We start from the raw sequence: 12492 nt of genomic DNA, 5'->3' as shown, positions 1-12492 counted from the left end.
CCCGCGCACGATATGTGGCCGTGGGTGTACCGGGCGAAGCTCTGCGAGGCGGACCTCGAGCGGGCGGCCACATAACGGTTCACAGCGAAGCGAGCCAGGACAGCAGCGCCTCGTCGTTGCGCCAAATAGATCTTCGGCGGGGTGAATCCGCAGCGGTTGCGACGGGCTCACAGAGTTGTACGGCTGCCAGCTTCGTGCGAATCGTGATCTCGGCGTACCGGTTGGTCGTGTCGAGGTGAACGTGGCCGAGCCAGCTGCGGATCACGTTGACGTCGACTCCGGCTTCCAGGAGGTGGACGGCCGCTGTGTGTCGAAAGACATGCGGGCTGATGTGCTGTCTGGTCGGCGGGCCCAGGCTGTCCAGATGGCGGGTGTGGCGACGCACGATCTTGTAGATCCCGAAGCGTGTGAGGGCACGGGCGCTGCGGGAGACGAAGACGGGCATCGTAGCCGATGGCGCGGGGCGTCTGGTCTGGAGCAGGTCTTCCAGCAGCTGAGCCGTCTGGGGCCAGAGTGGACAGGTCCGCCATTTGTCACCCTTGCCGTGCAGTCGGACACTCGGCTGGCCCTGCAAGTCGAGGTCCGCGATGCGCAGGTCGGCGACTTCCTGCACGCGGGCGCCGGTGTTGTAGAGCAGTAACAACAGGGTCCGGTCACGGAGGGCGTAGGGCCCGGCGGAGGGCAGTCGGCGGAAGAGCTGAGCGATCTCCTCCCGCTCGAGGAAACGAGTCTCGGCTGGGGCCGTACGCTTGACGGCAATCGCGGCGACGCGCTGTGCGACCGCGAGCAGCTCGGGGCACCGCTGCGCGAGAAACTCGAAGAAGGTCTGCAGGATCGTGAGTCGATGGTTGCGGGTACGCCGGTGATTGTGCCGCTTCTCCTCGAGATGCAACAGGAAACGCTGGACCCGTTCGACGGTCAGGTCCTCGGGGGTGAGCTGCGTCAGCCGGCAAGCCCGGTCTGCGGCAACGAACGTGAGAAAGAGGCGTAGTCCGTCCCGGTACGCCTTTATCGAAGCGGGGCGGAAGCCCCTCTGGAGCGGCAGCTCATCGACCAGGAGCGCGTGCAGCAGCGCACCGAGCGAGGGTGTCATCGCGGCACCTCCTCGAGGACGGGCTCGGCCCACGTGCGAAACCGCTCGCTCGCATGACTCAAGAGCTCCGGCGTCATCGTGAGATAGACGGCCGTGGAGGCAGGATTCACGTGTCCAAGGAAAGTGGCGAGCGACAACAGCCGCGAGCGGGGGTCGATTCCGTTCCGGTACCATCGCGTCAGCGTGCGGGTCGCAAACGCATGGCGCAGGTCGTGGGCCCGCGGGCCGACGGCGCCGTCGGGAACGACCAGCTCCAGTTGCGGCACGAGCTGATGGAACATCAGACTGATGGCGACGGCGCTGATCGGTCGCCCGCTACGCTTCGCGAACACGGGCATCTCGGCTGAGAGAAGCTGCTGCTGCGCGCGCCGCGCGAGATGCGCGGTGAGCACCGCGTCGATCCGCGGGCCGAACGGCACCAGACGGCTCTTGGCGAACTTCGTGTCCCGAATGTGGAGCACGCGCCGGGTGGCGTCGATGTCGCCGATGCGCAACCGTTCGACTTCCCCCACCCGCAGGCCCAAGCCGTAGAGCAGCGTGAAGATGGTGCGGAAGCTCGACCCGCGGCAGGCTGTGAAACGGGTGTCCGGTAACTGACCCGCCACGTTGAAGAGCCGCCGCGCGGCCGCGGGATCGAGGAGGAACGGCAGGCGAACGCGGGTCCCGCGGCGCGGCTTCGAGCGCACGGGGGAGCACTGGAGACGCTCATGGCGAATCATCCAGTCGAAGAATCGGGCCAGGGTCCCGTGCAGGTGGTTGTAGCTTCGCGGCGCCGGGCGTGGTCGGGAGGAGAGGAACTCGTCGATCATCACGGGCGTGACCTCGGCGGCCGTGGTGATGCGATGCTCCGCAAGGAAGCGATCGAAGAGCCGCAAGGCCTTCTCCTCGGCCCGGTACTGCCGCCCGAGAGCGCGCTTGTACGCCAGGAAGGCCTGTATCCCGTCGGTGCAGGCGCTCCGAAATCCGGTCCAGAGGCGGCTTATACGACCTCCTCCTCGCCATCGCCGCAGGCGACCTCACGGAGGGTCTCGATGGCCACCTTGCTGTAGACCTCGGTCGACGCGGAACTGCGATGCCCGACGTAGTCGCCGATCGACTTCAGGGGCCACCCCGCGTCGACGAGGCGCTGTACGCAGGTATGGCGCAGCGTGTGCGAACCGGGCCGGGGAACGACGATGCCCGCTTCCCGCAGGTAGTAGGTGACGCGGCAGGAAACCGCGTGGGACTCGATGGGCTTGCACGGAGCGATGATTCGGAAGAACACGCGGCGCGACTGCGTCGTCGGTCGGCCGGACTTCAGGTAGTCGATGATGGCTCCACCCACGAGCGGGGACAGGGGGTAGGCCGTCGAGTGGCCGGCCTTCCGCTCCGGGATGCGAAGGCGAGCATAGGACCAGTCGATGTCGTCGAGCGTGAGCGCAGCGACCTCCCGCGCCCGCAAGCCGTAGGTGACGAGCAGGAGCAGCATCGCGTAGTCGCGCCGGCCCACGACGGTGCGGCGATCCACCGCCTCCAACATGCGTCGAACCTCGTCCCACTGAATCGACCGCGGCACCTTAGCCAGACGGTAGACCCGTGGGGTCTCGACGGTACGACTCAGGTCCCGCGCGACGAGCCCTTCGCGATGGAGGTACCGCAAGAACACGCGCAGCACGACACACCGACACGCGATTCCCGAGCGTGAGAGATGCCGGCTGCGATCGGTCAGGAATCCACTGATGACCACTGGCGACAGCGCCCGCAGGTCGTCGAGCCGATGGTCGCGCAGATACGCAGCAAGCTGCCGCAGGTGGTGGGTGTACTCCGTGAGCGTGGCGGCGCGCAGGCCGCGCTCATCACGCAGGTAGGCGAAGAAGCCCGGTGCTTGGTCGATGAACGGCGTCGCCAGTACGGGGCGCTGCGTGCCGACGAAGCCCGGGACGATCAGCCGGAGCATCTGCTCGATCGGCCGGCGGATCTCCTGCGCCAACCGCGGCCTTACGGGTCCCGGGGCGCGACGGTGGTCCGGGCGGGTAATCCAGTACTCCACAAACGGCCGCACCACGGGCGGAAGCTCCGCGTAGCATCTCGCGCCCCGGTCGTAGGCGAACGTCCCGAAGCGGAGCAGGATCGGCACCGCGCGACCGAGATGCTTCGGGGAATAGCCACGCTCCAGGAACCACGTGGCGTACTGCTCGATGGCGGCACCGAGCCAGGATGACCGAATGCGGTCGACGGTTTTCGGGCGGGCGTAGCATCGTTCCAGCATGGACAACCTCCTTGCGCTCTCGGCGCTCGGCGATCATCCCCGTGCTGACGTGCTCACCGTTATGTGGCCATCGGAAGCCGCCACAGCCTTGCTTCACCGAGCCGCTCCACCCGCAGCGCCACATATCGTGCGCGGGCACATAAGCTCGACTATGTTCCCGGGAACATAGTCGAGCACGACGACACGGGTGGTGCCGCCCAGGCGGCGAAACGCCCGCTCGTGCAGCTCGGCCCAGACCTGCGCGCTGGAGCGGTGGACCAGCAGCCGGACGGCCTTGCGCGAATAGCCCAGGGTCAGGACGAAGAGCCGTGTCCGGCGGTACTTGCCGGTGTCAGGGTCACGGACCATCGGTCCGTCGCCGTAGTCAACCTGTGCTTCCTCCCCCCGGGCCCTGGTGATCACCGCCCGAGCCTCGACGGCGGGCTGCTGCCGGACGGTCGAGACGAAGCGCCGCACGCTCGCATAGCCCGCCGGGAAACCGTGGTCGTCGACCAGGTCCTGCCAGATGGCCGTGGCGTTGCGCCCGCGGCCGAGCGCGTCGACGATCAGCTCGCGGTAGGGCTCGCACGCGCTCGCCTGCGGCGCTCGACTGGGCCGCTGCGCGGCGACGGTCGCGGTGTCGTCCGTGCACTTGCCAGCCGTCGTGGCCGGCGCAGAGTCGGTGGACACCTCCGAGGAAATGGCCGGATTTGCCGGACGAGCGGGTGGGCGGCCACGGCCGCGCACGGTCAGGCCGGCCGCTTTCAGGTAACCGCTGGCGGTCTCGCGCCGGACCCCGGTGGCCTCTTCGATCCGCCGCAGCGACCAGCCGAGGCGTCCCAGCGCGAGGATCTGTTGTCGTTTCTCTTTGCTCAAGACGTTGCTCATGCCGGGGCAGGAACGTCGAGTTCCCGACCCGCGTCAACGTCTCGGGCCGCTATCGGAAATGGCCGGTTTTCAGCCGTCCACTAATGGCCGGTTTTGGGTGTCGACCGAGGTCCAGATCCCCGGAATCGCTGTTCCACTTCACCGAAATACCCACGATTCTATATATAAGGCCTTTATCGGACAGGCTATCAAGGAGGCTCGCGAGACGGGCTCGACGGTCGACGAGGTTCTCGACAGGTGGGACAACACCCCTGTCTCCGGCCCATTCGAACTCCTCTCGCCGGAAGAGCTCATCGAAAGCGTCAGAAGTTATTATGCTGGCGAGCCCGATTAGTTTAGCGCACGGCGTTGACTGTCGTTGAGGTTCATGCCGCGGACGGTAGCCGGATCTGCGGCACAGAGTCAAGCCGTCCATCCGATGATCGCCGCGGTTCCTGTCGTGGCCTGCCCGTGTGCTATGATCCGCCGGATCATCTGTGGAATCGGATTGCAGTGCTGTTCGGAGGTAGTGTGTGACAAGAGATGATTTTGACCGACTCCTAGCCCAGGCCCGGGATATAGAACGCTTTGCCAGGGACAACGTGAGCGATGTGCTTGCCAGTCTCCCAGACTACTCACAGATAGCCGCCAGTCTCCCAGACTACTCACAGATAGCCGCCAGTCTCCCCAAATTTGACGCTGCTATCGCGCACTTCTCGGGTATAGAGGCGGAGTTCAGGAGATCTATAGAAAGGCAGAAAAGACGCCGCGCTCGACTTGAAGAAATAGTAGCTAGAGACGATCACTGCAAGCGAAGAGGGTGCAATGGTAGGCTGGAAATCCGGGACGACACCGAAGGCGACGTCGTGTATAGCTCGTCACTAGTCTGTGATAACTGCAACTACATGAAGTTAGGTTCACCTGAATACGCGCGCTGCTATCTTGCAGAGGACTATCTGGAAGCAGCGGAAAGACTTGCCGGCACACCATTACTTTCAGCGTCGTACAATGCCTACCAGGCTTGCGAGCTGTTCCTCAGGGAGTTGGGAGGGAGCTACTACTACCCTAGTGATGACGATGGGCGTACTGATGACGATTCGGAGTTTGTGCCTCCGTCAAGAGAGCATAGCCTAGTGTCTCTCCGCGGCACGTTGGAACCGTCTAGGCGCTTGCGATTGGATGCCAAGAATGTAGGCGACGAGAGTTTCAAAAGCTTGCTGTTCAGTCTACCTCACGGCCTGTGGCAGTTGCTTAGATATGGCGAAGATCAGGGGTTGAAAATCCCCAATAGTCAGCAGAAAGCAAAGGCATCACAAGGCGAAGACGGTAGGCTATACGTCAATGAAGTGGACGTGTACGCTGTACTGTTAAAGCTAGCTCGATTGATGAAGGTGTTTGTAGGCGAGGAGTTTCGGCGCAATATAGCCGTCTAGCCGCTGGTTGATCGGGACAAGGAGGTAGCGATGTCAGCGGATGCGACCAAGGTCAGGCAAGCGATGGATCGACGGGTGCAGCCAGCTAGCCAAGGCGGGCGAGGTCAAGCAGCAGACCCGTCATCCCCAGCAATAAGAGCTCTGTCCCCGGAGCTCATGAAGCCGCTAAGATGAGCGCGTGGCCGGGATCGTACAGGTTACATCGGCCGGTGTCTAGGCAGCGACGTGGTATCCTGCCCGCGGAGGTGGAAATGGGGACAGACCTGTCGAGCCTAGTTGAGCGAACGAGATTGCAGGAGATCGTCGACATCCATCTGGATGCGATTCCGCTGCAGTGCCCGCCGATCGAGAACCGCATATGGCCCAGCCGACGTGGACATCGTGTTGTCGCGACCGGCGTTGTGATCGAGGCGGAAGCGCTAGAAAGAGCGCTAGACCCAGAAGTGATCGTTAAGCAAAAGGTCAGCGAGCTAGTTGAGGAGTTCCAAGAGCAGGTGTCGGCAGTCAGCAACGGCTGCAAGAGAACCTTGGTGGAGACGCTTCAAAAGCCAATCATTGGGGTAACGCCTCAGGGTCCACCCACGATCTGGGTTATGAACATTGCGTGGGAGGTAGAGTTCGAGGCTGCGAGCGCGAAGCACGTTCTACCTGTGGACTGGATCGATCCAAAGGTAGGAGGCTAGCTGGCATAGTAGAATCAACCGAGGAGGTAGTAATGGCAGAATCGACTTCACATCGGAGGACGAAGAACCGCGCGGCCGGGACCCACGGAGACACTGAGGTGCCGCTGTCGGGCAATCGGCGCCTGGACGCTCTCACGTCCGGCGGCGCCAGGGCTACGGAGGTGGAACGCAGCGGAGAGCCGCAACGCCTACGTAACGCTGCCCAGCGGTTGGACGATAGCGGCGCATCACAGCGTGTGCTGCAGGTTCCGAACAAGGACATGGGCAAAGCGGCGCAGGCGATGCGCGAGGCTGGTGTCTCTGGTTCCGTGAAGAATCTGGGCGGAACACGCCGTCGCAGTGTGAGGCCCAAGTAGCTCTGTTGCGGCTGGAGGAAATCGATGATTGAGGCCTACGGCGAACAGGCAACGTTGGCGGTGTTGGCTCTTACCCTTCTGGCGCTAACACTTACCCTGTGGTCAGCAATCCGCATGCTGGATCTGAACACCAGACCGCAGATTGAGTGCTATCTTCGCCCGCGCCCCGGCAAGCCCAATGTATTCGAGCTGGCTATAGCCAATCTCGGAAGAGGGGCGGCGAAGAACTTGGAAGTCGAACTCATAGACGTTGATGAGGTTGACTTCGAGGACCATTCAGTCCTACTGACTTGGCGCTACAAAGGTCCGTTCGCACTTCTAGGTCCGGAGGAATACATTACTACCTTGTTTGGAATGGCCCCTAGTCTTGTGGGGAAAGACAAGTCCCCGCTGAAGCCTTTTAGAGTAAAGGTCAGCTATAGGTGGACGCCATTCTGGTATTGGCGAGCCATCGGAGTCGCCGAGGATCAGACTCTGACCGTGGACGCATTCCGAGGGATTGTCCCTGACTGGCCAAAGAACGAGGTCGCTGAGCTTCTCAAGAAGGAGCTGCCCCAGATCACGAAGGCTATCTCGACACGTCCACGTCCACAACTCCCTATCAACACTGGGGTTCCTGATAGCGCTGCACTAAAACGCTTAGAGGCTCTGATGCCTGATCTTTTTGCTGCGATGCGCAAAGACATAGAGGAGAGCCCGCTACAGCGAGAGTTCATCACTATGCCCCAGAACGCCATATACAGCGGCGGCGGCTACAAGCGGATACTCGTCTACCACTACGAAGTCTACGACGACTTAGCGAACAAGGTAGGCGTCCTGGTAAACTCGGGGGCTGTACTAGATATCACTTACACTAATGTAGACCGATACCTGATGTCAGAAGCATTGGTGAACTACTTGGGCGAGTACGATGCTGCTTGAGCTGAAGCCGATACCTCGCGAACTGCTAGAGGGCTGGGAGTCCGAGATTGTGGAGACGACAGCTTTGGGTGATAGCTGGGTAAGTTGTACTCCAACGGGGCATGTTGAAACGTTCATCGACATATACTCACAGGAAACTGGCAACGACACAAATGTAGATGACCGGACCTGGATTACTCCGGTAGGCGTAAGCTGATCATCCACTATCGGGCGAGCTAGCGGACTTATCGTGGTAGCTGCACCGGTATTGGCAAGGCGCTCGGCCGTCTATCGCTAACTTTAGGACGCATCGTGTCGAATAGGTAACGCTCGATCCCGTCACGGTCCACCGGATGGACACTAGCCCAGGTCACGAATAGGCCGAGGTGCTGGTACCGCTGTATCGAGTCGTCCATCCTATGCGTGGCGAGTCGGTCGCGGAGGCTGTTCGTCTGGCCCACATAGACTGTTTCCGGTGTCTCTCCTCCGTGCCAGATCACGTAAACCCCGCCCCGATTGTTGAAATGGGAGTGGTTAAGGTCCACTGAGTTCAACTGACACCACACTTCGCCCTGGCATTTTATCCATTGCACTAAGCTCGCCATGTCTCGTCCTCCCGCGACTCTCCCTTACCTCCTCGAACCGACTCCACCACCTTCTGGCTGGGGGTCTCTGGGGACTCTCTGGCTGGGAGGGTCGCCCACTACTGCGCTAGGCGGCAATGCTAAACTGTCCCGGATCTTCTTGCAGTTTTCTCGGACAACGCGAAAGCATGCGAGCGAGTCTTGACCAGAGCACTGCGTTAGCACTAGTAATGCGATTCGGTCTAGCACTGTCGTGAGAGCTAGCAACCCAGTTTGGCGGTTGGCCTGTGATCTTAACTCTGTAGGCAGGCTGAGGAGCCGCGTGAGTTGAGACAGGATTCCTTCTAGGCTTGTTCCGACACGCCGCACGGAGTGCTCGGAAATGATCGTAAAAAGAGCGTGCTGTTTGCTTTCAAGATCAATGTAGTCGTGCAGCACTCGCGTCTCGGTATGGAGCCGCACGACCGTGTTCCAGATGTCATCCATTGCCTCAGCGGTATTTAGCGATTCGCGGATCGTATCCAATCTGTCCGTAGAACTGTTCAGGTAACGCTGTGCATCGGCAGCAAACAAACGCTGGACGTAGTAGGAGAGCCGCCGCGACGTAACTTTTGCAATCATGATCCCCATGATTGCGAGGCCGAACAGCACTTCCAGACCGACAATCAATCGTGAGAGGCCAACTGGGGATATGTCGCCGTAGCCCAAGGACGTTACGGTCACGATACTGAAGTAGATTCCATCGAGGAATCCAAGTCCAGGCTTGTCAACGCCGTGGCCGTGTACCGTCAGGCAGGAGTACATCCATCCGAAGAGAATGACGACGACCAAGAACACGATCAGGTGCTTCCAAAGGGGAGCGTCCACAATCCTCTGTAGGAGGGGCTGCCGAGATCCGCCTGGCTCCAGGCTCAGTGATTCTTGCAACGTGACTGTAGTATACACGGGGCAGGCCGGAAGGGGACGAGTGTAGGTCGGGCTCGGCCGGGCCGGTATACTGGGAGCATGAAGGCACTGTGATTGTGTTCATGCTGATCGCCATGTCGTCAGCCGCGCAGGACGCTAGGTCGACGCTGTCAGAGCAGGCAGTCGAGGCCGTGAAGCTCCGCGGGCAGGTGGAGCGCTGGGAGATGGTCGCGGACCGTTCGATGCGCACCTGAGCTTGCTGTCGGCCGCGTCGTTGGCCGTGACGGGCATCGAGGATCAGCAGCCACGCCGGACGGTGGCTGGACTCCGGGGAGCGGCATTTGGGCCGACGGTTGGAGGCTATCGAGCAGCTGGGAGATCGAGGGATACGATCCGACCATATTAGGGAAGGGTCGGTTCTCGGAATCCGCCTGCGCCCCGTCGTCTGTGCGACGATGCACATCGGCAGTGTCCCGCCCGAGAGTGAGCCGGTGATGTGAAGGAGGTCCCTCATGACTAGGAACGTTGTACTCGCCATCGTTGCACTCGTCATCGCTGTCGCTCTTGTGATAATCAGGTTGGAGCTTGCAGGTGAGCGAGCTGCGCTCGCTGATGGTGTTCGTTCACGTGATCGTGGATGGGACAATTGTCTGCTGCCTGAACAACGGTCAATGCACGGTAACCGCGTCGGGGCGTTTCTGGCAATGGCGGCGGCGACTGGTCGTAACAGTGAGGAGATCGATGTAGCCGCTGAGACCCTAAGTTACTCGGAACTAAGGACACTGAAGGGAATTACGTTGCCGCCTTCTCGCGCGATGACGCCGCAGGCATGGGCGCGCGCGTCGCGGAACTTGGCAAAGTTATAGCGATCAAGCTTCTAAGGACAGTGATCGAGTGCGCCGTGAAAGGCGTCATTCCTCAGCGGGTGCGAATCCCGTGATCAACGACAATTGTCTGTGTGTGAACGTTCTTCTCGCGCAGGTATACGGAGGACGTGACGGGCGATCGCTGAGGTGTCAGGCGGCCCGTTGGAGTCCGGCGGCAGATCCCAATCGGATGGCTCGTGCGGGTAGCCCCGTTCTATGACCCTGCACGGCGCCGCGGATCGGGGACGTCGGCTGTCAGTTGCGCGCAGCTTGCGCTTTTTCGAGGAATCCGTGGTGCGTGAGCATCCGGATCGGAGCGCGGCGCGTTGCGGGCGACGACGAGCCGTTCGTAGTCGATGCCCGGGTCGGTGTAGGGGCGGTCGTGGCGAAGCACGGCGTGGATCACGCGCAGGAGCTTGCGGGCCGTGGCGAGGATCGCTCGCTTGTATGTCAACGAGCCTCGAGAAACGCGGTGTATGACCAGCTGGTCATACTGGGCATTATTGGGTGACCGATGACAGCTCGGCCAGATGACGGCCATGCCCTACTACCGGCCGGCGCTGGCGCGCGTTCACCACAAAGGGTTCGGTAGCCACGGTGACGCTTGCGCTCTGGGCTGTGCAGATGTCGCTCGAGGAGCCGCTCGAATGGATGGCGCCGTCCGCGTGGGAGCTGGCACAGCCGCACGCGACGTTCGTGCTCTATGAGGTCGTCCCGTCAGCGCTTGAGATCGTCATGCTCGGGTTCGCGCTCGCTTGGGCGCTACGCGAATCTGCCGCCGACCTGCTGGAGGCGCGCCGGAAGACGCCCTCATCGTCGAAGCACCTGCAGAGACACGCGAATCCGGAGCGTCTCGTCGAAGAAACGCGACGGCGGCTGCCGAGCGCAACGATCACCAGCGACCGGGAGCACCCGAACTACCCGATGCAGCCGCGGATCGTGCCGCCGGAGACAGGCGGGCGAAACGGCCGCACCTGAACGCGCGGCTGAAGATCAGGCCCGAAGGGGTGTCCCGCCGCGGCAGGGATGAACCGAGGCGTTCGACGATTTCGCCTGTGTTGCTACCTTCAGCCCCGCCGCGGGGATCGACCGGGGCCGAAGGCGTCTCCGACGTTCACCGGGGCCCTTCAGCCCCGCGCGCGGGGATCGACCTCTGCGGACACACGTCGCCCGTGCTTCGATGTGCGTCAGCCCCGCACGCGCGGGGATCGACCGTCAGCCCATTCGAACCGGGCCTCCTCAACCAGCCTGTGCCCCGCGCGCCCTCGGTGGCGGTCGCCGCGGCGTGCTTCCGTGCGAAGGTTGCCGGCAGCCCGCTGTCGCTGGCGAGCGGACGGCCCGCGCTTGCCGCGTGCCGGCGGACGGAAGACGGGTCGTGGCAGTACCGCTGACCCGCTGGGGGTTCGACCCCGAGGCATCGCGACCGAGGGACTCGGCGTATCATGGGCCACATGGGCAGTCTGGGCAGCGGGGCAGGGGCAGCGCCTCCCGGAGGCCGTCAGAGCCTTTCCCGACGTTGTGGGGTACATCGTGGGATAGACTCTTCTGGTATCCGCGTAAGTTCATGAACATTAAGTCGTTTACAGCGGGAGTCGTGCTGACGCTGCCGGAGGGCGAATAGCGCGGCCGGGCGAACGAACGCGTCGCGGCGCCGCTCGGCCGGCGTCGCGTTGCTTCACTTCGATGGCCAGAATCCCCTGCCCCTTCCCGACCATCAGGTCGACCTCCCGGCTGTCGTTCCAGGTCTGCAGGTGCGTCCGGACTCGCGCGCCCGTGACGTCTCCCGCTACTCGCCGTTACCACAATACGGGCGCGGAGTAGTCAGCGACGGCGCGATCCCTGCTGATCAGGGTCATGCCCTCGCACATCGCCTGCGCGATGAGCATGCGATCGAACGGATCCCGATGATGCCAGGGGAGTTGCGCCACCTGGACGCAGTGATTCGACTCGACGGCCAGCCAACGCGCTCCCATCCGCGCGCGGCCGTTGTCGATCGACGCCCGCCAGTCCGGTGAGAGCTCGAGGCGTTGAAGACTCACCTTGATGGCGACCTCCCACAGACTCGCGATGCTGAGCGAAATTTCGTTGTGATCCGCAAGCAGCGCTGCGCGCACGCGCTCGGTCAACCGGTCGGGAGCACCGACGGCCCAGAGCAGGGCATGGGTGTCGAGAAGGAGACGCACTCAGACGTACTCCGCGAAGTCCTCGAGCGGAGCATCGAAGTCGTCTTCCATGCGCACGATGAGGCCGCGCTCGCTGCCGAGCTCTCGCGCCTTCCGCGCCTCGGGCAGAACCTGCAGGCGGATCAGCGGCCGGTTCCCCCTCGCGATCACGACTTCCTCACCGTCCAGAGCCTGCCGGATGAGCCTTGAGAGATGTGTCTTGGCTTCGTGTACGTTGACCTGGAGCATGTCCCAACCGGTCTTCGGCAGCTTGGTCAGGTTACTTGGTCAACTCGGAATCGTCAAGAGAACGCGCGGCCGTCGGAGGCCCGGGCCGCATAATTACAGAACCGCATAGTAGTCTGAGTTAAACAAAACCGCCGGCACCGCCCGGCAGGCGGCGCAGAAGCGCCCC

12 protein-coding genes and 1 pseudogene are annotated in these 12492 nt (G+C 62.4%); 4 read left to right on the top strand and 9 right to left on the bottom strand.

What is annotated here, in order from left to right; translation table 11 throughout:
- Positions 1-79: 79 nt before the first annotated feature.
- The 4 genes and pseudogenes from F4X11_26300 to F4X11_26285 form a co-directional block, all read right to left on the bottom strand.
- The gene (locus F4X11_26300) at positions 80-1093 is read right to left on the bottom strand and encodes a tyrosine-type recombinase/integrase (GenBank protein ID MYN68487.1); all 1014 of its coding nucleotides are present in this window, start codon (positions 1091-1093) and stop codon (positions 80-82) included.
- Positions 1090-2031, bottom strand: coding sequence for a tyrosine-type recombinase/integrase (locus F4X11_26295; GenBank protein MYN68486.1), 942 nt, complete (start codon positions 2029-2031; stop codon positions 1090-1092). Before F4X11_26295 ends, F4X11_26300 begins: the two co-directional genes overlap by 4 nt.
- Positions 2032-2072: 41 nt before the next feature.
- Complete coding sequence (locus tag F4X11_26290; GenBank protein MYN68485.1) at positions 2073-3341, bottom strand: tyrosine-type recombinase/integrase; 1269 nt, start codon at positions 3339-3341, stop codon at positions 2073-2075.
- Between the two features lie 168 nt (positions 3342-3509).
- Positions 3510-4208: pseudogene (locus F4X11_26285) on the bottom strand (transposase family protein).
- 512 nt (positions 4209-4720) lie between these two features.
- On the opposite strand from F4X11_26285, the gene F4X11_26280 reads away from it, so the two are divergent.
- The 3 genes from F4X11_26280 (at position 4721) to F4X11_26270 (ending at position 7580) form a co-directional block, all read left to right on the top strand.
- The gene (locus tag F4X11_26280; GenBank protein ID MYN68484.1) at positions 4721-5620 is read left to right on the top strand and encodes a hypothetical protein; all 900 of its coding nucleotides are present in this window, start codon (positions 4721-4723) and stop codon (positions 5618-5620) included.
- Positions 5621-5871: 251 nt separating this feature from the next.
- On the top strand, positions 5872-6303 hold the full coding sequence (locus F4X11_26275; protein MYN68483.1) for a hypothetical protein: 432 nt from the start codon (positions 5872-5874) through the stop codon (positions 6301-6303).
- A 380-nt stretch (positions 6304-6683) separates the two neighbouring features.
- Complete coding sequence (locus tag F4X11_26270; GenBank protein ID MYN68482.1) at positions 6684-7580, top strand: hypothetical protein; 897 nt, start codon at positions 6684-6686, stop codon at positions 7578-7580.
- Positions 7581-7804: 224 nt separating this feature from the next.
- Here the strand turns inward: F4X11_26270 and F4X11_26265 are convergent, their stop codons facing one another.
- From F4X11_26265 to F4X11_26255, 3 genes are all read right to left on the bottom strand, one after another.
- On the bottom strand, positions 7805-8164 hold the full coding sequence (locus F4X11_26265) for a GIY-YIG nuclease family protein (protein ID MYN68481.1): 360 nt from the start codon (positions 8162-8164) through the stop codon (positions 7805-7807).
- 24 nt (positions 8165-8188) lie between these two features.
- The gene (locus F4X11_26260; GenBank protein ID MYN68480.1) at positions 8189-8947 is read right to left on the bottom strand and encodes a two pore domain potassium channel family protein; all 759 of its coding nucleotides are present in this window, start codon (positions 8945-8947) and stop codon (positions 8189-8191) included.
- Between the two features lie 1182 nt (positions 8948-10129).
- Positions 10130-10456: a hypothetical protein gene (locus F4X11_26255; GenBank protein ID MYN68479.1), complete on the bottom strand. Its 327-nt coding sequence runs from the start codon at positions 10454-10456 to the stop codon at positions 10130-10132.
- 56 nt (positions 10457-10512) lie between these two features.
- On the opposite strand from F4X11_26255, the gene F4X11_26250 reads away from it, so the two are divergent.
- On the top strand, positions 10513-10893 hold the full coding sequence (locus F4X11_26250) for a hypothetical protein (protein ID MYN68478.1): 381 nt from the start codon (positions 10513-10515) through the stop codon (positions 10891-10893).
- 818 nt (positions 10894-11711) lie between these two features.
- On the opposite strand, the gene F4X11_26245 is transcribed toward F4X11_26250, so the two are convergent.
- Together F4X11_26245 and F4X11_26240 are read right to left on the bottom strand one after the other, a co-directional pair.
- Positions 11712-12098: a type II toxin-antitoxin system VapC family toxin gene (locus tag F4X11_26245; GenBank protein ID MYN68477.1), complete on the bottom strand. Its 387-nt coding sequence runs from the start codon at positions 12096-12098 to the stop codon at positions 11712-11714.
- The gene (locus F4X11_26240) at positions 12099-12326 is read right to left on the bottom strand and encodes a type II toxin-antitoxin system prevent-host-death family antitoxin (GenBank protein MYN68476.1); all 228 of its coding nucleotides are present in this window, start codon (positions 12324-12326) and stop codon (positions 12099-12101) included.
- Positions 12327-12492 lie beyond the last annotated feature (166 nt).

Source organism: Acidobacteriota bacterium, assembly GCA_009861545.1.
GTDB lineage: Bacteria > Acidobacteriota > Vicinamibacteria > Vicinamibacterales > UBA8438 > WTFV01.
This window is presented reverse-complemented; position numbering and strand designations above follow the sequence as displayed.